Origin of the sequence: Paramesorhizobium salinisoli (assembly GCF_003335045.1) — a bacterium.
Taxonomy (GTDB): domain Bacteria; phylum Pseudomonadota; class Alphaproteobacteria; order Rhizobiales; family Rhizobiaceae; genus Paramesorhizobium; species Paramesorhizobium salinisoli.
Genome location: NZ_QOZG01000007.1, coordinates 82,929 through 101,375, shown reverse-complemented (window position 1 = coordinate 101,375; position 18,447 = coordinate 82,929). Strand labels below are relative to the sequence as shown.

Genomic DNA, 18,447 nt, shown 5'->3' with positions numbered 1-18,447 from the left:
GCTAAGCGGCGTCATGCTGCTTGAGGAAGCTTGAGACCGTCGCCATGCATGACGCTCTTTCCTCGACATGAGGCATATGGCTGGAGTCTTTGAAGACTACCCAGCGGCAATCGGGAACATTTTCCGCGTATAACTGACCTGTGTTATCTGATGTATTATAGCGTATGGACGCTGACTACCTTCGATGATAAGGAGCGCGGAATCACTGCGATGAAAATTGCTCCTGCCACGCCGCGCTGCTCACCTTTACTTCCTTCCACAATTTGTTCGCCGGCACGGTGTTCGGCTTCCTGATTTCGGCGGCGCTGGTGGTGGTTCTGCCGGCGCCGAAGCCGTCGCAGCCGCGTGGCATCTACGACCGCACGATGCGCGGCTTCCGCATCTATCTGGCAACGCCGTGCCTGCCTGGATTGCTCGCGATCAACCTTGCCGTCGCCTCGGCGGGCGCCCTGATGATCGTCAACACGGTCGTCTTTGTGCAGGCCGCGTTCGGGCTTGACCGACAGGCTTCGGCATTGGCGCTCGCGGCCTCTGGCGGCGGCTCAATGGTCGCTGCACTGGCGCTGCCGAAACTGCTGGAATCTGTTCCAGAGCGCACCGCGATGCTCGCGAGTGCCTCCTCTGGCCCCTGAACATTAAAAGGGCACAGATATACGGTAGCAAACAGAGCATGAGCGCGCTAGTCGACTACCCGCGCCCGGGATCACCTGATCGTTTCGGGAGTCGACCCAGCCTCGGAATTCTTTTCTGACCTGTCTCAGAATAAGCCGCGAGGCCGGAGGTAAGGCGTCCGGCTGCTGCGCGGCGAGGGGCATCTTAGCTGGAAGCGCTAGGACCGGTGATTCCTTTCGAACGCCGTTTCACTAAAGAGGGGCCTTTCAACGCACAACGCTAATCTCGTGATCAACACGGATGCGGACCAGATCATCGTTGCGAGCGCTGGCCCGCATGGCCCGGGCGAACTGCCGCCGATTACCTACTTTTCCGGAGGTATGGAGGACGCCGATATGCGCCAGCAGGTGTGCGACATCCTTGAGGGAGGGGAGGAGGCGTTCAAGGAACGAGCACGACGCCTCAGGGTGAGACTGGATCGATAGCGCGACGCCCGTTGCTGCGGAAGCAATTGTGTCGCCACTGCGGCTGTGTGTATGTCTAGAAGAGTGCCAGCTGATGTATGGTGTCGCTTAGCAGTTAATTGGGGTCTTCCTCACAAGCAGTCCCTGCGACTTGCCTCACGATAAGCAGCGATGAGCGCATCCTGGGTCCGCCAGCCCAAGAGCGCGCAGGAATGTTTCGTCCTGCATCAGCTCTTTTCGATCACGATTCGCCGTGCGGTAGACGCCGTGATTCTCAGGCCAGATCCGGTCGTCTCCGGGCTACGGACAGAGCCATTTAGCTGGCAGATGCCGAACTGATCCCGGCATCGATCCAATCACGCGTCTGCGCCAGCACTTCATCCGAAAGCGCTGGATCGTCTACCGCTCGGGCGAGGATCACGGCCCCCACCATCGCCGCAAAACTTCCGATCGCCACGCGGCGTCTGTCTGCCGCATCTATCTCCGGGAGCGCCTTGACGGCACGGTCGATCTGGGAGCGAAGGCCTTCCGTCATGGCCGAGCGTGCAGCCGGGGTTTGATGGCGAACGGCCGCGGCAAGGCCCGCCGTCGGGCACCCACCGGCGCAGTTGTCGCGATGACGGGGCGAAAGATAAGCATGCACATAAGCGCGAAGATCACCCCCTCCGCCTGAGTCCGCGGCGAGGACATGGGCAAGGGTCTGCGCGATCAGGTCGTCCTTCGAGCTGAAGTGGCCATAGAAGCCGCCATGGGTGAGGCCAGCGGCTTTCATCACCTCCGCCACGCCGACCGCGTCGAACCCCTTGTCGCGAAACAGCCGGCTGGCCACATCCAGGATCCGGCGACGGTTTTCCGCCATCTGCTCTCGACTGACCTTCATTTCAAAATTCTCCACGAGCGTCATTGACATTTACATGATGGCCATCATATTTACCTGCAATCATGATGATCGTCATGAATATAGGTTCATTTCAAAGAGAGAGCAATCCCATGACCGCCATTCCGTCAGTCCTCATCACCGGCGCCTCCACCGGCATCGGCGCTACCTATGCAGAGCGCTTCGCGCGCCGTGGGCACGACCTCGTGCTGGTTGCCCGCGACGTGGCACGAATGGAGGCGCTGTCGGCTCGCCTGCGCCAGGAGACTGGCGTGGCGATCGACATCATCAAGGCCGACCTTACGCAGCCTGCCGATCTTGCAACGGTAGAGACAAGACTGCGCGACGACGCCCGCATCGGCATCCTCGTCAACAATGCTGGTACGGCCATCGGCGGCAGCTTCATTGAGCAGAGCACCGACGACGTTACGCGGCTGGTCGCACTCAATACGACAGCCCTTCTGCGGCTTGCCAGCGCCATCGCCCCGCGACTTGCAAAGGCCGGAGAAGGCGCGATCGTCAACATCGGCTCTGTGGTCGGCCTGGCGCCGGAGTTCGGCATGACGGTCTATGGCGCAACCAAAGCCTTCGTTCTGTTTCTGTCGCAGGGGCTCAGCCTCGAGCTCGCGCCGAAGGGCGTTTACGTCCAGGCCGTGCTTCCCGCCACGACGCGAACGGAGATCTGGGACCACGTCGGCGCAGACGTCAACACACTGTCGAACGTGATGGAGGTGGACGATCTGGTGGATGCGGCGCTGGTCGGCTTCGACCGCCGCGAACCGGTGACCATTCCACCCCTTCCCGATGCCGGGCAGTGGGATGCGCTTCAGGCCGCGCGCCAGGCCATGCTTCCGAACTATGGCAACGAACATCCCGCCGAGCGGTACCGCACAATCGCGTGAGCCCCGGCGAAGCTATTTCGATAATCGACCCCGCCACGGCGGGGACAAACAAAGGTGACCTATGACAAGCAAAACACTATTTGAGCCCTATACTCTCGGCTCGCTGACCCTCTCCAATCGGATCGTCATGGCGCCGCTGACGCGCAATCGCGCCGGCCCGGGCTTCGTTCCAGGCGATCTCGCCGCGGAGTACTATGGTCAGCGCGCGTCGGCCGGCCTGCTGATCTCTGAGGCGACGCAGATCTCGCAGCAGGGACAGGGTTATCAGGACACGCCCGGCATTTACTCGCAGGCGCAGATCGAGGGCTGGCGCAAGGTCACGAGCGCCGTGCACGCCAAGGGCGGGCGAATCTTTCTACAGCTCTGGCACGTCGGCCGCGTCTCGCACATCGATCTCCAGGAGAACGGGGCGGCACCGGTTGCGCCTTCGGCGATCCGGGCCCAGACCAAGACATTCGTGAACAATGGCTTCGTCGACGTGTCGGGGCCCCGCGCGTTGGAACTTGCCGAGTTGCCGAGGATCGTGGACGACTTCCGACAGGCGGCCGCGAACGCCATTGCGGCCGGCTTCGATGGCGTCGAGATTCACGGCGCCAACGGCTATCTGCTCGACCAGTTCGCCAAGGACGGCGCTAATGTTCGCACTGATGCCTATGGCGGATCGGTCGAGAACCGCGCCCGGCTGATGCTGGAGGTGACGGCCGCGGTCGTGAACGAGATCGGAGCCGAACGCACCGGCATCCGCATTTCGCCCGTCTCGCCGGCCAACGGCATCTCGAGCAGCGATCCCCAGGCCCAGTTCGACTATATCGTCGATAAACTGGATGCCTTGGACATCGCTTACATCCATGTCGTCGAGGGTGCCACGGGCGGGCCGCGCGATATCGCGCCGTTCGACTTCGGCTCGCTCCGCCGCCGCTTCAAGAACACCTATATCGCCAACAACGGCTACGACCTCGAGCTGGCGGCATTGCGGCTCGCCGAGGACAGGTCGGACCTGTTCGCCTTCGGCCGGCCGTTCATCGCCAATCCCGACCTTGTCGAACGGCTGAAGACGCGCGCGCCGCTGGCGGCATTGGACCCTGCGACGCTCTATGGCGGCGGCTCGGCCGGCTACACCGACTATCCCGCCCTCAGCGCCGCAAGCAATCCCTGACCCATCGAGCCCGCACCGGCGCGGCATGCATTGCGCCGGTCGCGGAACGCCATCCCTTCGGAGATCGTCACCATGCAGGTTCTGAATCGGTCCGCCTTCCTCGCGCTCAGTCTCGGAGCGATGCTCGTCTCGCCGGCGGCACAGGCGCAGAATGCCTCGCCCGTCGGCTTGTGGAGGAATGTCGACGATGTCAGCGGCAAACCGAGGGCGCTGATCCGGATCACGGAAACGGGCGGCGTCCTGCAAGGCAAGGTCGAAAAGGTCTTCCTCGCCCCGAATGAAAGCCCGATCTGCACGAAATGCGACGGCGCGCTCAAGAACGCGCCGGTCATCGGTCTGGTGATCTTGTCCGACCTGAAGCAGGACGGCGCCGAATATACAGGCGGCCAGATCCTCGATCCGGATAATGGCAAGACCTATAGCAGCAAGATTCACCTGACCGATGGCGGCAAGAAGCTCAACGTGCGCGGCTACATTGGCGTGTCGTTGCTCGGTCGCTCGCAGATCTGGCTGCGCCAGGAATAAGGGTCTGGATCGGCAGGACGGCTGTGCGATCCAGAGCAGATCATTTGGAAAGAAACGCCATGAGAGCCTTCATCGTCGATCGATACAGGAAGAAGGGCGCGCTGCGCCTCGGCGAAATGCCGGAACCGGCGCTGCGGGATGACGACGTCCTGGTCGAAATCCATGCGGCCGGGCTCAATCTGCTGGATTCCAAGGTCCGGGATGGAGAGTTTAAGCTCATCCTGCCCTATCGGCCGCCCTTCATCCTGGGGCACGACGTGGCCGGAACCGTGGTTCGGGTCGGGTCCAAGGTCCGGCGATTCAAGCCGAGCGACGAGGTCTATGCCCGGCCGCGCGATGGCCGGGTTGGGACGTTCGCGGAATTCATTGCCGTGAACGAAGCCGACCTGGCGCTGAAGCCCAAGAACCTCAGCATGGAGGAAGCAGCTTCCATCCCTCTGGTGGGGCTGACGGCCTGGCAGGTGCTGGTCGAGCGAGCCGGTCTGCGAAAAGGGCAGAAGGTCCTCATCCACGCGGGCTCCGGCGGCGTGGGCACCTTCGCCATTCAGCTTGCCAAGCATCTCGGCGCGACGGTCGCGACGACGGCGAGCGCCGCCAATACCGCCATGGTGAAAGCGCTGGGGGCGGATGTCATCATCGACTATCGCAGTTAGAAGTTCGAAGAAGAGCTGTCGGGCTACGACGTCGTCCTCAACAGCCTCGACGCCTGCACCCTGGTAAAATCGCTGAAGGTCCAGAAGCCTGGCAGCAAGCTGATCTCCATCTCCGGTCCGCCCGACCCCGCCTTCGCACGCGCCCAGGGCTTGAATGCGGTGCTTCGGCTCGTGCTGCGCCTGATGAGCGCGGGTATCCGGCGCAAGGCGAAGCGCGTGGGGGTCAACTATTCTTTCCTCTTCATGCGCGCCGACGGCGAGCAACTCGGCCATATCACGAAGCTGATCGAAGACGGCACCATCCGCCCGGTGGTCGATCGTGTGTTCCCATTCGAAAAGCTGAACGAGGCCTTTGCCTATATCGAGACAGGTCGCGCCAAGGGGAAGGTCGTCGTCACGCTCAAGTGACGCGCTCCACCAAAGATTACGATCATGGCTACCTACACCCGTAACGCCGACTGGAAGACTGCAGCGACTCGCCACGTCGAGGCTGCCGGCACGCGCTTCGCATATCGCCGCCTCGGGCCCGATACTGGCGTGCCGGTGCTGCTGCTCAACCATTGGGGCGCGAACCTTGACAATTTCGATCCCCATCGTTGAGGGATTGGCGGCGGATCGGCCGGTCTATGCGCTCGACTATCGGGGGATCGGCGCGTCCGGCGGCACAGCGCCGCTCAGCGTCGCCGAAATGGCGAACGACACGATCGCTGCAATCGGTGCGCTGGGACTGAAGTCGATCGACCTGATCGGCTTTCTCGCTCGGCGGCTTCGTCGCGCAGCAGATCCTGTTCGTTGCGCCCGATCTCGTCCGCCGCGCCATCCTTGCCGGCACGGGTCCTGCGGGTGGGACCGGGATCGAACGGGTCGGTCCCGTGTCATGGCCGCTCATCATCAAGGCCCCCGAACATTAAAGAAGGGGGCACAGATATACGGTATGGTGATAGCGCGGCATTCGCGTTGTCATCCGGATGCCGATCTTTCCGAAAATGCACACTGGCCGCCAAGATCAACAAGCCGGCAACGGACGCGTCGGTTGCCGGCCGACTGCAATTCTATCCCCCCGTAACGCTTTTCATGACGGCGCGCTGCATCGAACGTGGTGTCAGGCGATTTGAAAATACAATGATGTTGTTCATGAACCCTGGGAGGACGGACGCTTTTCCTTTCGCAAGCGCCCGCAGACCGGTTGCGGCGGTCGGTCGAGGCTTCATCGTCAGAAAACGCAGCACTGGTGACACCGGCGCGCTGGCGGCTGCATCAAATCCTGTTTCTGTGTGGCCCGGGCAAAGGCAGGTGACAGTTACGCCGCGAGGGCGCAGCTCGTCGTGCAGCGCTTCACCAAAGGAAAGGACGTAAGACTTCGTAGCGGCATAGGCGGAGAACCCAGGAACAGGCTGGAATGACAGAATGCTCGCTATGAGGAGAATCTGTCCGGCCCCACGGGCTGCCATATCCTGCCCGAAGATAAAGCTCAGTTCCGTCACCGCCGTGATATTGAGCTGTATCATATCGCTGGTACGCTCCAGCGGGGTATCCAGAAAGTCCCCGTGCAACCCGTAGCCAGCATTGTTCACCAGAATATCGATCTCCAGTGACTGGTCGTCCAGACTGCCTTTCAAATGAGCGGCAGCACCGGGGACTGCAAGATCGATCGGTTCGACAACGACCTCGACACCATATTTCTGGCGAAGCTCTGCAGCGAGCTTTTCCATCGGCTCCCTGCGCCGGGCCGCGAGCACGAGATTCACCTTCTGCGCTGCCAAGAGTTCTGCGTATTCGAGACCCATGCCACTGGACGCGCCGGTGATCAGGGCTCGCTTCGCCGGGCCAGACCGAGGAGGACTTCAGAGCCTATGCTGAGAAGTTGGCCGCGAAGGTTCCGGCCGGACGGATGGGCATGCCGGAAGAGATAGCCGCGGCAGTTGCGTTCCATGCCGGCGACGATTCTCGGTACCTGCTGGGGACCGAGATCAACGTCGATGGCGGTCTTGCGGAGCTTTGACCATGCGCATCAACGACGACCTTTCTCGCTCCGCCATCGTTCACGCGTCGCTGCAGGATTGGATGCAAAGCCCGGCGCCCGGTGTCGAGCGCCGGATGCTGTTCCGCATCGGCGATGAAAAGGCGCGCGCCACCTCCATCGTCCGCTACGTTCCAGGCAGCGCTTTCGCCCGTCACGTCCACAGCGGAGGCGAAGAGTTCCTGGTTCTCGATGGTGTGTTTCAAGATGAGGGCGGCGACTACCCCGGCCGGCAGCTATGTCCGCAATCCGCCGGGTACCTCCCATGCGCCCGCGTCACAGGGAGGCTGCACCATCTTTGTGAGGCTATGGCAGTTCCGTGCTGCCGATAGCGTACAGACCGTTCGTCCCCCAGGTCAGGGCAAGCTGGTCGCGACACGGGCTGGAGCAACCATGGCCACGGTCCTGTTCGATGATGGACATGAAGAAGTGCGGCTTGAGGAATGGCGTGCGAACAGCGCCATCACGGTCGACAATCCCGCGAGTTTGGAACTTCTCTCGGTCTCCGGAAGTTTCCTTCTCGAAGGTGCGACAATGAATCAGCAGGATTGGGCACGTTTGCCGGCCGGCATGGATCTTCGCGCACAAGTCGGAGAACAGGACGCATTTATCTGGATGAAGCGGGGGCCGCTTTTGCACCCGGACGTATGCGCTTTCTAGGCGACATTGGGTCTTTAGCGATTACAGGCAGAAAGTCGTAATCGTCGATTTCAGGACTGTGTGGGATCAAAGTCGGTCTCCCGAATGTGCCACAGACGCCCAGACAGCGAAAACGTGACCGAGACCGCGCCGAGGCCCTGCGACTTGCCCCGGGGGGCCTAAGCCTACGCTGAGAGAACGTGCGGTCGCCCTGGCTCGTCAGCGCGGTGAGGTACGCACGGCTGAACTCACTGCTATCGGCATCCCGCGTTGCTATCGGCGAGAGGTGTAAGGGCGCCGAAGAACGCGAGCGTCCCACATCGTACCGCGCGATCATGGGGCTGAGAAACAGGCGTCGGAACAACCCGCCGAGCACCCTGACCGGAAGGAGGAGGGCCGGACGCAACGACACCCTCGCAGATCGAGCAGCGGGAGGGCCGCATCGTCCCCAGGGCAACCAGCACGATGAACTCTTGCGGAGCAAATATCCGCAGTGGTCGGTAGTCGAGGATCTCCTCCGGGAATATGAGACATGGGCTGCGAAACAATCGCTGATAAAACGCCACTAGCAGTGATACGGATATGCAGACAGGCAAGGTGTCTCAGGAGAGAGCGAGAACAGGCGCGGCTACCTTAAGCGTTCGGGCGGGTTACTAAGCGACAATGACAACTTTCCCACGATAGGGAGTTTTGGCCGGTTTTGCCACGAAACAGCGGTTGACTAGCCCCTGTAGACGGCAAAGTGCGGCCCAGCGCTCTATCGTTGGCGTCCGGCATCATGAATCATGAATGGCTCGAAAAAGCGAATAAGCGAATGCGGACGCTGAGCTACGTGAGTTCTGGAACCCCGACAGGTATGAAGCGGGACCTGTATCCGGTCGGCGTCAGGCCCGCTTTCCTGCGGAAATGGTAGCGCAGCGCATGGGCCGAACCAAAGCCTACGGCGGCAGAAATGGTTTCGATGCTACGAAGGCGTTCGCACAATAGCGCTTTGGCGGCCTCGACTCGCTCTTCGATTAGCCAGTCGCCAGGACTGCGGCCAGTTGCCTCGTGGAAGCGGCGCAAGAAAGTCCGCAGACTCATCTTGCATTCACGGGCCATGACGTCCGTCGTCCAGTTCCGCTCCAGATTTTCGCGCATCCGGTCCAGCAATGGCGCGATCTCTCCGCCCGGGCGAACGGGAACAGGACGTTCCAAAAACTGCGCCTGTCCGCCTGAGCGGTGCCCTGGCACCACCAGGCGCCGGGCGACCGAATTCGCGGCCTCGGGGCCGAAATCCTGTCGTACGATATCGATCAGCAGATCAATCCCGGCCGCACTGCCCGCCGAGGTGAATATCCGATCATGGCCACGATAAAGTGAGTTCGCGTCGACGCGCACTTTCGGAAAGCGGGCCCGCAGCGCTTCGGCATAGCGCCAATGGGTAGCGGCGGTGCCACCGTCAAGTAAGCCCGTCGCAGCCAGTACGAAGGCTCCCGAGCAGATCGACATGAGCCGCGCCCCGCGTGCATGCGCGGCACGAAGCTGACCGCAAAGCGTCTCCGGCACGGAAACTTGCGCCCCCTTCCAACCTGGGACGACGACGATATCCGCCTCAGCGATCAGATCCGGCCCGCGGCCGGGCTGGAGCACGAAGCCGCCATGGGCGCGCAGCGGACCCTCCTCGATCGCACAACTTGCGAACCGATACCAGCCTGGTCCCATCTCGGGGCGGTAAAGCCCGAAGACCTCGGCTGCGATGCCGAACTCGAAAGTGCAGAGTCCGTCATAAAGCAGCGCGACGGCCAGGGGACCGGTGGTTTGAATGCGGTCGGGATTGTTCGAGATGGTTGGCATGATCCTTACTTATATTGTCATTTACGCCAATTGCAACACAAAGGCCGTGGCGGCCATATCGTGGCGTGATCTTGAAAACTGGAGCCCACAATGAAGTCCGCCGTTACCGAAATCTCTGCCGCCCCGAGCGATGTCGCCCGTCAGCATTTTGCCGCTGAATTCACCTTTGAGACTGACTGTTGGGACGTCCATGACGCGCTCTGCAGGGGCGCCGATTTCGTTCTGCTCGACGTCCGCAGTCCGCAGATGTTCGCTAAGGGCCATGTTCCTGGAGCGCTCAACCTGCCGCATGGCAAGATCGTTCGTTCGAAACTGGCAGCTTGGCCCGATGATACGCTGTTTGTCACCTATTGCGCGGGGCCGCATTGCAACGGGGCCGCTCGCGGCGCACTGCGCCTTGCGGAACTCGGCCGTCCGGTGAAAATCATGGCCGGTGGCATTACCGGTTGGCTGGACGAGGGCTTTGAGCTTGCTACGGACGAGGCCTGTGAGCCATGACGGTCCGCGCCTTCTGCGTCTCATTCAGGACCACGCCCTGTTCGAACAGGGTGTCGCTTGGCGCTTCTGTGGTTGCCGCCCGTTTGGCAAGAAGTTTCTGACCTTTTTTGACGTGTTCTCACTTGGCACTTAATTGGAGTCTTTCAGTCGGGATGCGCTGAGCGGATCAAGCCAGTGGCGCAGAATGCGCTAAAGCTCTTTCTCTCGCGCGAGCGTTTTTCCGAGGATTACGAAGAGACCCAGAGCGCCACCGCCTTGCGCATCAGCAGCAGCCCGGCGGTAGTCAGGAACATCAGCCCGGCGAACAGACAGAAGATGCTGCCGCCGAGCGTGACGAGCTAGAGCCCGCCGCCGCCAAGAGTGAGCCCGATGATGATGAAGAAGATCTGCTGTGATAGCCATGGCGGTTCCTACTCACTGCTGGGATTTAGCGAGCGCGTGCGGGGATGACTGTCCAGTGATTTGAGGTTCGTCTTGGCCGATGCCGGTGAAAAACAGGAGAATGAAGATCAGGACGATCACTGCGCCAGCGGTGATCAGGATGTTATTTTTCTTTATCGGCGGTCCCTCGCAAGAGCGTTGGCAACCACCGGTGCAGCAAATAGTTCCCATGCTGGAAATTTCAACGCGGTAATGGCGGCTCGCGCATCCATCTCGGCTTGAACCGGATATCGATCCGGCAACGGGCGGATGGTGCTTCAGTGCCGGTATACCGGCTGTCACGTTCCGCAGAAGGTCGCAAGCACCCGCTCGTTGGGCTTCGGCGGTTGCATATAGGCGGCAAAGCCAGGCTGGTCGTTATAGGGCTTCGACAGCACGGCCAGCAGCGACTCGAACAGCGAGAAATCACCGTTTTCGACCGCGGCCTCGATCGCCTGTTCGACCCGGTGATTGCGCGGAATGAAGGCCGGGTTGACGCGCCGCATGGCAATGGCGCGCTCCGTCGCCGTCGCCGTCGCCGTCGCCGTCTGCGGATCGCGCGACAGCCGCTCGCGCCACTGCGCAAGCCAGGTGCCGCAGGCGTCCGGCTCGCGGAAACCTGCCGCAAATTCGGACTCTGTGGCGTTGTCGCTGGCAAGATCCGATAGCCGCCGGAAGGTCAGGGTGAAATCGGCACCCTGCGTCTGCATCAGCGTCAGCAGCGCCTGCACCAGGTCGAGATCGCCGTCCTCTTTGCCGGCAATGCCAATCTTTTCGCGCATGCCGACCAGCCAATGCGCCTGGAACCGTTCGCCGTAACTCTTGATCACTGCATTCGCCTTGTCGACCGCGCCGTCCGGCTCGGCATCGATCAGCGGCAACAGCGTTTCGCCGAGCCTTGCGAGGTTCCACCGGCCGATGGCGGGCTGGTTGGCATAGGCGTAACGCCCGTGCTGGTCTATCGACGAGAAGACGGTCGCCGGATCGTAAGCGTCCATAAAGGCGCAGGGGCCGAAATCGATCGTCTCGCCGGAGACGGTCATATTGTCGGTGTTCATCACGCCATGGATGAAGCCGACATGCAGCCAGCGGGCAATCAGCGCCGCCTGCCGTTCGCAGACCGCTTCGAATAGCGCGAGATAGGGGGTCTCGGCCTCTTTCAGCGCGGGATAATGCCGGTCGATCACATAGTCGGCCAGAGCCCGCACGCCGTCGGTGTCGCCCCTGGCTGCGAAGTATTGGAACGTGCCGACGCGGATGTGACTTGCCGCGACGCGGGTGAAGACCGCGCCCGGCAGCACCTTTTCGCGATAGACCGGCTCGCCTGTCGTCACCGCCGCCAGCGCCCGCGTCGCCGGAATGCCGAGCGCAAACATCGCCTCGCTGATGATATATTCCCTGAGCACCGGGCCGAGTGCCGCCCGGCCATCGCCGCGACGCGAAAACGGCGTCGGCCCGGTGCCCTTCAGCTGAATATCGTAGCGTTTACCACTGCGGTCGACGACTTCGCCGAGCAGGATCGCCCGGCCGTCGCCGAGCTGCGGCGAGAAACCGCCGAACTGATGCCCCGCATAGGCCATCGCCAGCGGTTCGGCTCCTTCGGGAACGAGATTGCCGGAAAAGATCGCCGCGCCGTCGCGGCGCAAGGTCTCGACGTCGAGCCCGAGTTCGGCGGCGAGCGCCTCGTTGAGCTTGATCAGCCAGGGCTCAGCCACCGCAGTCGGCGCTTGCGCCGCAAAGAAGCGTGGGGGCAAACCGACATAACTGTTGTCGAACGGAAAGGCCGCACCGGGCCGGTTTTTCTGCAGGGCGGAGCTCATAGTTCATAGGTAGGGCCGGGTTGTCTGCGGCGCAAGCCGGACCTTCACGAAGATCGAGCCGATGCTGGAAGCGTGACTGCCTTTACCTCTCGTCAAAGCAGCTTTGCCATAAAGAACATAGCGCCGCCATGATCGCGGGCGTATAGCAAATCGTCTCCCCTTGTGTCGTTTGGCAGTTAATCGGGGTATTGTGGGAACACAACCGGCACTGCCGGTGCGATGTATTCACCGTCACGCGAATGCCGCCTCGGCATCGAATTCCGGCTCCCAGTTCTCGATCGATTCATCGTGATGCATTCGCGGCCGCTCTCGACGGCGTCGACGGCGAGGCTGTTGATGATGTGGAAGATGTTGGCAGTGATACCCTCCGTGATCTGCAGGATACGTCGCAAAGCCTTCGGGGTAAGCACGGAGGGCTTGCGAAGTGGCGTATTGCGCAGATAGACACTGCCAAGGTTTCCGGCTTAGTTTTGTTGGGACGTCCCCTGCAAGGAAACAGATTGAGACGTCTCGCTCTCCTGATCCCAACATGCGGCGGCCCAAGCGCCGACCGCGAAGAGAAACGCGTGACCCGCGGAACGGTCCGAGAAAATGCGCAGGAGCACCTTGACCACAACGACCGCAATCAGAGAAGACACTTAGGGGCGTTCCGCCTTCCATGCAGGCCATTGGCATCGCCAAAAGGTTCAAGGCTTAGGTTCGCGATTCCAGAGGACGAGGTGGAATCGTCACCCGGCAGCACTATAGTTGACCGGCACCCAGTCAAATTCGTCGCTGTCGGCTCGAACATGGCCTATGCCCGGAAAGGGCAGGTGCGCCCCAGCCACCCAATAGCCGTGATCGGCGGCATGGACGAAGGCGTGACGGCGTGTGTTGGCCGCAATCTGCGAATCCACGTCGAAGTCGATGGCGATGTCTGGCTCGTCGAACTGAACAGCATCGCCATGGGAAATATCACCCCAAACAACGAACCTTTCGCCTTTGCTTTCAATGACAATGGAGCTGTGGCCCGGTGTATGGCCGGGACGCAGGATCGATCCGAAGCCAGGGATTGGACTGGCGTTGTCAGCGAAGATGCGGAAACGACCGGCGTCGACATAAGGTTTCAGCGATGTGGTAGCCTCATGAAACGACGTCTTCTTCGCTTCCGGAGCACTCGCGAGATTAGCCGGGTCCAGCCAATACTCGGCGTCGCGCTTGTTCACATGCACCAAAGCATTGGGAAACACCGGCTTGCCGGCGTGGGTCAAGCCCCCTGAATGATCGGCGTGGATGTGCGTCAAGACGACATCGTCAATCTGCTCCGGCTCATAGCCGGCAGCACGGAGATTGGCGACCAGATGCCCCAATCTGGGGCCTAGCAAGCCGCCTGTGCCTGCATCGATCAAGATCAGCCTTGACCCGGTGTTGAAAAGATAAGCGTTCACCGAAAGATCGACCGGCGATTCGAGGAAAACAGATCTCAAGACAGCGTCAACATGATCCGGGGTGGTGTTGTTGAAGAATTTTTCCAAGGGGACAGGCAAGGTGCCGTCGGACAGGGCGGTAACCTCGATGTCCCCGAGCGCCATCCGATAGAAAGCGGGTGCCTGCGTTTTGGCGAAGGGAGCGGCCGCATAGCCTGCTCGAGCTGTTAACGCGCCTGCCGTGGAGAGGCTGAGAAGACCAAGGCCGGCTTTCAAAAAGGATCTGCGCGTCGTCATTATTTTCTCCAGGGGCTGGCCACCGCCGCGTAGGGCAAATGAGGGGTTTCTGTGACAATGGAGATTTACCCCCACAGAAGATCCGTGATTAGCGTGCCAGACTGGGAAAGATTGTCCTGCATTTGAAACAATCGCTGCAGTGGAGGAAATGCTTAGAGCGCACGATCTGTTTCAGCGGCACTTTCGCTATCGATCCTCTTCAAATCGAGCCGCGGAATGAGAAAGTCCAGGAATGCTTTAACCTTGGGGGGCTGAACACGGCCTCCTGGCCGGATCGCATAAAGGGTCGGCTCGGGCCCGACCCATTCGGGCAGGACACGAACCAATCTTCCAGCGGCGACGTCTGACTTAACGCGCACATGGTTGGTCATCAACAGGCCTACTCCCTCCAGCAGGAACCTGTGAAGGGCCTCTGGATCGCTGGCGACGGCCACTGCTCGTACCTTGAACTGGGACCGCTCTCCGCCATGCGACAATGGCCATTCTACCCCCGGGCGGTTGAAATAAAACTCCGTCAGCAGACAGTCATGGCCCGCCAATTCTGATGGATGCTGTGGCGCTCCTGCACGTTCCAGATAGGCCGGGGCGGCATAGATGCCCATTGGCAATGCGCCGAGCCTCCGAGCCGTGAGCGTGGAATCGGGCAGGACGCCTTCCTGGAGCCGCAAAGCGACATCAATGTCCTTGGTGACAAGGTCAAGGACCTGATTTGCCAGAAGCAGTTGCGGGAATACCTCTGGATAGAAGCGGCGAAACTCGATGAGCAGTGGCGCGAGGACGCGCGTTGCCAGCCAGTACGGAGCAGTGATCCGGAGCCACCCGCGCGGGTGGTGCTGCAACTCCGCCACCGCATTCTCCGCATCCTCCAGATCCTTTACCACTCGCTCGCAGTGCTGGAAATAAACCGCTCCCGCTTCAGTCAGCTTCAGGCTGCGTGTTGTCCGGTTCAGAAGTTGTGTCTGCAGCCTGGATTCCAGTTCCTGCACCTTCCGGCTCACCCGTGTCTTCGGCACCTTGAGCACGCGCGCCGCCGCGGTGAAGCTCCCTTCCTGCACTACCTTTATAAAAGCGACCGTATCGCTGAAGTCGTGCAGCATATCGTTCCTCCAGCCAATTCGGATTGTCTCTCATTTTGAGACATTGATGTCCGAATTTGCTCGATAATCAAGTCATATTCTTCAGGGTAAATGTTGATTGTCCGATCAACAGAAAAATTCAACAGGAGAAATGCCATGATCAAATCCCTAGCGATCGCCGTCGGCGCACTATCGCTTTCGGTGACTTCAGCAGACGCACAGAGCGCGCCGCTTCGTAATATCGTTCTCGTCCATGGGGCCTTTGCCGATGGAGCCGGATGGCGAGGCGTCTACGACCAACTGACAAGCCGTGGCTATAAAGTCTCGATTGTCCAGAATCCGCTCACGTCGTTGGAAGACGATGTCGCCGCAACGCGCCGCGTGCTTGCCCGGCAGGATGGGCCTGCCATTCTCGTTGGCCATTCCTATGGTGGCACCGTCATTACAGAAGCTGGCGACGCTGCCAATGTTGCGGGTCTGGTTTATGTGGCTGCCTTCGCGCCAGAGGTCGGCCAATCTACGCTGGACCAATATGCCGAGATTCCCCCGCCGCCAAACTTTCAGCCCGACGTGCAGCCTGATGGCTTCGCGTTCCTGAAGTCCGATACGTTTAAGGACGGCTTTGCTGGGGACACTAACAATGCCGACGCCGCATTCCTACGCGACTCTCAGGTGCCGATCGCGATGAAGGCGCTTGAAGCCAAGGTGACTACGGCGGCTTGGAAGACCAAGCCGAGTTGGTACGTTGTCGCGAACGAGGACGGCGCCATTGCGCCCGAACTTCTTCGCAGCACCGCTAGTCGCATCGGGGCGGCGACGACCGAGATCAAGGGCAGTCACGTCGTATTCTTTACCCAGCCCAAGGCAGTGGCCAACGTGATCGAACAGGCCGCCAAGAGAGCAGCATCCGGCGATACGGCGGTGGCGCCGAATTGACGCGTCGATGCCGAACCAACGTACGTACCCTTTCGGCAACTAACCACCAACCCTCAATGGAGCTAGAACATGAAGAAGATTACTCTTGCCGCTGCTGCCCTCGCCCTGAGTGCCGGCGCAGCTTTCGCTGAAAACCCGAGTGTCGGCACGCCGGCCGATCTCTATGCCAATGACAGCACGCCTGTCGCTGCGCAGAAGATTGACTATGCCGCTCCGGCTTCGATCAGCAAGTCCACAGCCGACCAGACCAACCCGGCCGCAAACCGCTTCGGCGACGCCTCCTCCGCCAACCAGCAGTAGTCCTCGCGACCGCGACGTGATGACAACGACTATGGTCAGGACTCATTGCTCAAAGCCAGAAGATGACGGCGGCTGCGATGCAGATGGCCGAGAAGAAGGTGTGAGCACAGCGGTCGTAGCGGGTGGCGATGCGCCGCCAGTCCTTGAGCTTTGCGAACAGGTTCTCGACCTTGTGGCGTTGAGGGTAGAGCATCGTGTCGTAGGCGTATGGGACTTTGCGGCCTCGGTTCGCTGGGGGATGCACGGCTCGATGCCTCGTGCTTCCAGTTCCTCGCGAAACCAGGCGCTGTCGTAGCCGCGGTCGGCGATCAGATGAGGGCAGGCGGCAAGGCGTCGAGCACGAGACGTGCGCCCTTGTGGTCGCTCATCTGGCCTTCCGACAAGAGCAGGATGATCGGCGCAAGCCGGTCTGACGGCGCAGCAGTTCGACAGCGAACAGGCGACGATGGGCCAACTGCAAAGACAATCGGAAACACGAGCTCAATGAAGCCAGCTTCAGGGTTATGCGTGGGATTTTTCGATGTACTGTCTTGGGCGTTCTGATCGCCATCGTCATGAAGCTCCAGAGCGCTTACCTGACATCGAACGGTGGGAATATTGTAACTTGGTTGATTGGCGATATGTCTACCGTCTTGTATGGGCGCAGTGATGTGAGCACCGCGATCAGCTATCGTAGGCCGACCCATTACAGTAGCCTTCTTATCGCTATCTCGACCTGTGTTGTATTTCTGTACGGTTCCATCCGTTTGGGTGTCGAACGTCGGAATTGTATGCCTTTGTGGCGGATGTCAGCCATCGTAGCGTTACTCGTGGCTGGCTACTTGCTGATCGATGCATTTGCCGGTTTCTCAATCCTTCTGGGCATTGGAGTGCTGCTCGGCCTGGTTGATCCCGGGTTTGGGCGATGGCGAGCGAGTAAGTTAGGGAACAGTCACAGTGTTTCATAGTTGGCTTGATCGTTGGGATGAGCGGCGGTCGCGACGCGGTGAGGAAGGGAAGAAAACAACGGATTTCGTCCTTGACGCGGAGCGCGCCTTTCCAGGTGCGAAGAAGATAGTAAGCATCGAGGAATTTTGTGTCCTTGCGGACAAGGCCGTGGCTGATCCAGCCTTTTTTGATCATCCGCGTGGGAGCGATCAGGGTTTTGAAAGAGAAGATGGGTGGCTCAAATTTCCATCGGACATTTCTACTGACATTGAAGAAAACAATGTCGTCTGGGCGAAAATCACAGAAAGCGGGTCTTACGATAAGGCAATGGTGATTTTTCACCATTGGAATGCAAGCGCGCGGAATCGTCAGATTGCCAAGTTTTTCTCGTGGCGTGGCATCACGGTTGTCGAGATTGCTATGCCCTATCACTTCGAACGCAGCCGTCCCGGCTCTGTGCATGCCGACTACATGCTTAGCCCTAATCTCGGTCGAACCATCCAGTCTGTAAGGCAGGCAGTGTTGGATGGGCGAAAACTCATTCATTGGTTGAAAAGCGAAGGCTATCGAGAGATTTCGGTGCTCGGTATTAGCTTGGGTTCCTGGGTCGCAGGGTTGATCGCCGCGCACGATCAGGCTGTATCAAAAGCCTCGCTGTTTTTAACAGCAGGGGGCCTCGCGGACATGGTTTGGACGGGGCGCGCGACACGATTGATACGCAATAGCCTTGAGCCTGGGATTGATCTGACTGATCTCAGACGGGCTTGGGAGCCACTTAACTTGGAGATTTACGCGCATAGTTTGGCACGGGCTGATCTCGATCTTCACGTTGTGTTGGCTAAGAGGGACAAGGTGGTGTTGCCAGAGCTATCGGAAAGATTCATGCAAAGGCTGAAGGACGCCGGTGGCCGGCCAAAAATATTGGAATTAAACTGCGGTCACTATTCGCTCGCCATGCCGCCCTACATTTTGTTGGCCGGTTTGAGCTTAAATTGCCGCCATGCTGCTCTATGCCGCCGGTTCGACCGCGTATGACCGCCTACTTGCCGCTTTTCACACCATTTCGGCGGCTGAGCCGCCGCT

Annotated in this window: 16 protein-coding genes and 9 pseudogenes; 16 read left to right on the top strand and 9 right to left on the bottom strand. The window is 60.3% G+C overall.

The genetic code is table 11. The features are described 5' to 3' along the window. Window position 1 precedes the first annotated feature (1 nt). Window positions 2–130 (bottom strand): annotated as a pseudogene (locus tag DUT91_RS26645) (alpha/beta fold hydrolase); the annotation flags it as partial. 100 nt (window positions 131–230) lie between these two features. Between DUT91_RS26645 and DUT91_RS17040 the strand changes: the two are divergent. Then, window positions 231–620, top strand: a pseudogene (locus DUT91_RS17040) (MFS transporter); the annotation flags it as partial. 261 nt (window positions 621–881) lie between these two features. Then, a pseudogene (locus DUT91_RS27285) lies at window positions 882–1,097 on the top strand (AAA family ATPase); the annotation flags it as partial. A gap of 295 nt (window positions 1,098–1,392) precedes the next feature. Here DUT91_RS27285 and DUT91_RS17030 read toward each other — a convergent pair. Further along, on the bottom strand, window positions 1,393–1,956 hold the full coding sequence (locus tag DUT91_RS17030) for a TetR/AcrR family transcriptional regulator (RefSeq protein WP_114441712.1): 564 nt from the start codon (window positions 1,954–1,956) through the stop codon (window positions 1,393–1,395). Window positions 1,957–2,066: 110 nt separating this feature from the next. On the opposite strand from DUT91_RS17030, the gene DUT91_RS17025 reads away from it, so the two are divergent. The 5 genes and pseudogenes from DUT91_RS17025 to DUT91_RS17005 all read left to right on the top strand — a co-directional run. Beyond that, window positions 2,067–2,855, top strand: coding sequence for an SDR family NAD(P)-dependent oxidoreductase (locus DUT91_RS17025; protein WP_114441861.1), 789 nt, complete (start codon window positions 2,067–2,069; stop codon window positions 2,853–2,855). 61 nt (window positions 2,856–2,916) lie between these two features. Beyond that, complete coding sequence (locus tag DUT91_RS17020; RefSeq protein WP_114441711.1) at window positions 2,917–4,011, top strand: alkene reductase; 1,095 nt, start codon at window positions 2,917–2,919, stop codon at window positions 4,009–4,011. A 72-nt stretch (window positions 4,012–4,083) separates the two neighbouring features. Further along, window positions 4,084–4,536 (top strand): DUF2147 domain-containing protein, encoded by a 453-nt coding sequence (locus DUT91_RS17015; RefSeq protein ID WP_114441710.1) that lies wholly within the window; start codon window positions 4,084–4,086, stop codon window positions 4,534–4,536. 59 nt (window positions 4,537–4,595) lie between these two features. Continuing rightward, window positions 4,596–5,597 (top strand): annotated as a pseudogene (locus DUT91_RS17010) (NADP-dependent oxidoreductase). 24 nt (window positions 5,598–5,621) lie between these two features. Beyond that, window positions 5,622–6,085: pseudogene (locus DUT91_RS17005) on the top strand (alpha/beta fold hydrolase); the annotation flags it as partial. Window positions 6,086–6,241: 156 nt separating this feature from the next. Here DUT91_RS17005 and DUT91_RS17000 read toward each other — a convergent pair. Continuing rightward, a complete protein-coding gene (locus DUT91_RS17000) occupies window positions 6,242–7,000 on the bottom strand; it encodes an SDR family NAD(P)-dependent oxidoreductase (protein WP_114441709.1) in 759 nt (252 codons plus the stop codon). 86 nt (window positions 7,001–7,086) lie between these two features. Between DUT91_RS17000 and DUT91_RS16995 the strand changes: the two genes are divergently transcribed. Together DUT91_RS16995 and DUT91_RS27460 are read left to right on the top strand one after the other, a co-directional pair. Next, window positions 7,087–7,191 (top strand): hypothetical protein, encoded by a 105-nt coding sequence (locus DUT91_RS16995; RefSeq protein ID WP_245419772.1) that lies wholly within the window; start codon window positions 7,087–7,089, stop codon window positions 7,189–7,191. Window positions 7,192–7,193: 2 nt separating this feature from the next. Continuing rightward, window positions 7,194–7,869: pseudogene (locus DUT91_RS27460) on the top strand (cupin domain-containing protein). A gap of 236 nt (window positions 7,870–8,105) precedes the next feature. Here the strand turns inward: DUT91_RS27460 and DUT91_RS27455 are convergent. Further along, a pseudogene (locus DUT91_RS27455) lies at window positions 8,106–8,260 on the bottom strand (IS91 family transposase); the annotation flags it as partial. Window positions 8,261–8,676: 416 nt separating this feature from the next. Next, the gene (gene ftrA, locus DUT91_RS16980) at window positions 8,677–9,684 is read right to left on the bottom strand and encodes a transcriptional regulator FtrA (protein ID WP_114441706.1); all 1,008 of its coding nucleotides are present in this window, start codon (window positions 9,682–9,684) and stop codon (window positions 8,677–8,679) included. A gap of 90 nt (window positions 9,685–9,774) precedes the next feature. Here ftrA and DUT91_RS16975 point away from each other — a divergent pair, with 90 nt between their 5' ends. The 3 genes from DUT91_RS16975 (at window position 9,775) to DUT91_RS25550 (ending at window position 10,845) form a co-directional block, all read left to right on the top strand. After that, window positions 9,775–10,182, top strand: a complete 408-nt coding sequence (locus DUT91_RS16975; RefSeq protein WP_114441705.1) for a rhodanese-like domain-containing protein — start codon at window positions 9,775–9,777, stop codon at window positions 10,180–10,182. A 174-nt stretch (window positions 10,183–10,356) separates the two neighbouring features. Next, the gene (locus tag DUT91_RS26200) at window positions 10,357–10,524 is read left to right on the top strand and encodes a hypothetical protein (protein WP_200835011.1); all 168 of its coding nucleotides are present in this window, start codon (window positions 10,357–10,359) and stop codon (window positions 10,522–10,524) included. A 132-nt stretch (window positions 10,525–10,656) separates the two neighbouring features. Continuing rightward, on the top strand, window positions 10,657–10,845 hold the full coding sequence (locus tag DUT91_RS25550; RefSeq protein ID WP_147272199.1) for a hypothetical protein: 189 nt from the start codon (window positions 10,657–10,659) through the stop codon (window positions 10,843–10,845). 56 nt (window positions 10,846–10,901) lie between these two features. On the opposite strand, the gene DUT91_RS16970 is transcribed toward DUT91_RS25550, so the two are convergent. The 3 genes from DUT91_RS16970 to DUT91_RS16955 all read right to left on the bottom strand — a co-directional run bounded on the left by DUT91_RS16970 (window position 10,902) and on the right by DUT91_RS16955 (window position 15,222). Further along, window positions 10,902–12,422, bottom strand: coding sequence for a protein adenylyltransferase SelO (locus tag DUT91_RS16970; protein ID WP_114441704.1), 1,521 nt, complete (start codon window positions 12,420–12,422; stop codon window positions 10,902–10,904). Between the two features lie 728 nt (window positions 12,423–13,150). After that, window positions 13,151–14,125, bottom strand: coding sequence for an MBL fold metallo-hydrolase (locus DUT91_RS16960; RefSeq protein WP_114441703.1), 975 nt, complete (start codon window positions 14,123–14,125; stop codon window positions 13,151–13,153). Window positions 14,126–14,277: 152 nt separating this feature from the next. Further along, a complete protein-coding gene (locus DUT91_RS16955) occupies window positions 14,278–15,222 on the bottom strand; it encodes a LysR family transcriptional regulator (protein WP_114441702.1) in 945 nt (314 codons plus the stop codon). 135 nt (window positions 15,223–15,357) lie between these two features. Here DUT91_RS16955 and DUT91_RS16950 point away from each other — a divergent pair, with 135 nt between their 5' ends. Together DUT91_RS16950 and DUT91_RS16945 are read left to right on the top strand one after the other, a co-directional pair. Beyond that, on the top strand, window positions 15,358–16,137 hold the full coding sequence (locus tag DUT91_RS16950; protein WP_114441701.1) for an alpha/beta fold hydrolase: 780 nt from the start codon (window positions 15,358–15,360) through the stop codon (window positions 16,135–16,137). A gap of 69 nt (window positions 16,138–16,206) precedes the next feature. Continuing rightward, window positions 16,207–16,437 (top strand): hypothetical protein, encoded by a 231-nt coding sequence (locus DUT91_RS16945; protein WP_114441700.1) that lies wholly within the window; start codon window positions 16,207–16,209, stop codon window positions 16,435–16,437. Between the two features lie 49 nt (window positions 16,438–16,486). Here the strand turns inward: DUT91_RS16945 and DUT91_RS26630 are convergent. Beyond that, window positions 16,487–16,835, bottom strand: a pseudogene (locus tag DUT91_RS26630) (IS5 family transposase); the annotation flags it as partial. Window positions 16,836–16,922: 87 nt separating this feature from the next. On the opposite strand from DUT91_RS26630, the pseudogene DUT91_RS26625 reads away from it, so the two are divergent. Next, window positions 16,923–17,384, top strand: a pseudogene (locus tag DUT91_RS26625) (RcgA family putative transporter); the annotation flags it as partial. Continuing rightward, a complete protein-coding gene (locus tag DUT91_RS16930) occupies window positions 17,374–18,399 on the top strand; it encodes an alpha/beta fold hydrolase (RefSeq protein WP_114441698.1) in 1,026 nt (341 codons plus the stop codon). The pseudogene DUT91_RS26625 and the gene DUT91_RS16930, both read left to right, overlap by 11 nt. Window positions 18,400–18,447: the final 48 nt, after the last annotated feature.

What these genes read in the sequence shown, in the direction of transcription:
- DUT91_RS17030 (WP_114441712.1), bottom strand. Translation starts at nt 1,956, where the DNA reads ATGAAGGTCAGTCGAGAGCAGATGGCGGAAAACCGTCGCCGGATCCTG.
- DUT91_RS17025 (WP_114441861.1), top strand. Translation starts at nt 2,067, where the DNA reads ATGACCGCCATTCCGTCAGTCCTCATCACCGGCGCCTCCACCGGCATC.
- DUT91_RS17020 (WP_114441711.1), top strand. Translation starts at nt 2,917, where the DNA reads ATGACAAGCAAAACACTATTTGAGCCCTATACTCTCGGCTCGCTGACC.
- DUT91_RS17015 (WP_114441710.1), top strand. Translation starts at nt 4,084, where the DNA reads ATGCAGGTTCTGAATCGGTCCGCCTTCCTCGCGCTCAGTCTCGGAGCG.
- DUT91_RS16995 (WP_245419772.1), top strand. Translation starts at nt 7,087, where the DNA reads ATGCCGGAAGAGATAGCCGCGGCAGTTGCGTTCCATGCCGGCGACGAT.
- ftrA (WP_114441706.1), bottom strand. Translation starts at nt 9,684, where the DNA reads ATGCCAACCATCTCGAACAATCCCGACCGCATTCAAACCACCGGTCCC.
- DUT91_RS16975 (WP_114441705.1), top strand. Translation starts at nt 9,775, where the DNA reads ATGAAGTCCGCCGTTACCGAAATCTCTGCCGCCCCGAGCGATGTCGCC.
- DUT91_RS16970 (WP_114441704.1), bottom strand. Translation starts at nt 12,422, where the DNA reads ATGAGCTCCGCCCTGCAGAAAAACCGGCCCGGTGCGGCCTTTCCGTTC.
- DUT91_RS16960 (WP_114441703.1), bottom strand. Translation starts at nt 14,125, where the DNA reads ATGACGACGCGCAGATCCTTTTTGAAAGCCGGCCTTGGTCTTCTCAGC.
- DUT91_RS16955 (WP_114441702.1), bottom strand. Translation starts at nt 15,222, where the DNA reads ATGCTGCACGACTTCAGCGATACGGTCGCTTTTATAAAGGTAGTGCAG.
- DUT91_RS16950 (WP_114441701.1), top strand. Translation starts at nt 15,358, where the DNA reads ATGATCAAATCCCTAGCGATCGCCGTCGGCGCACTATCGCTTTCGGTG.
- DUT91_RS16945 (WP_114441700.1), top strand. Translation starts at nt 16,207, where the DNA reads ATGAAGAAGATTACTCTTGCCGCTGCTGCCCTCGCCCTGAGTGCCGGC.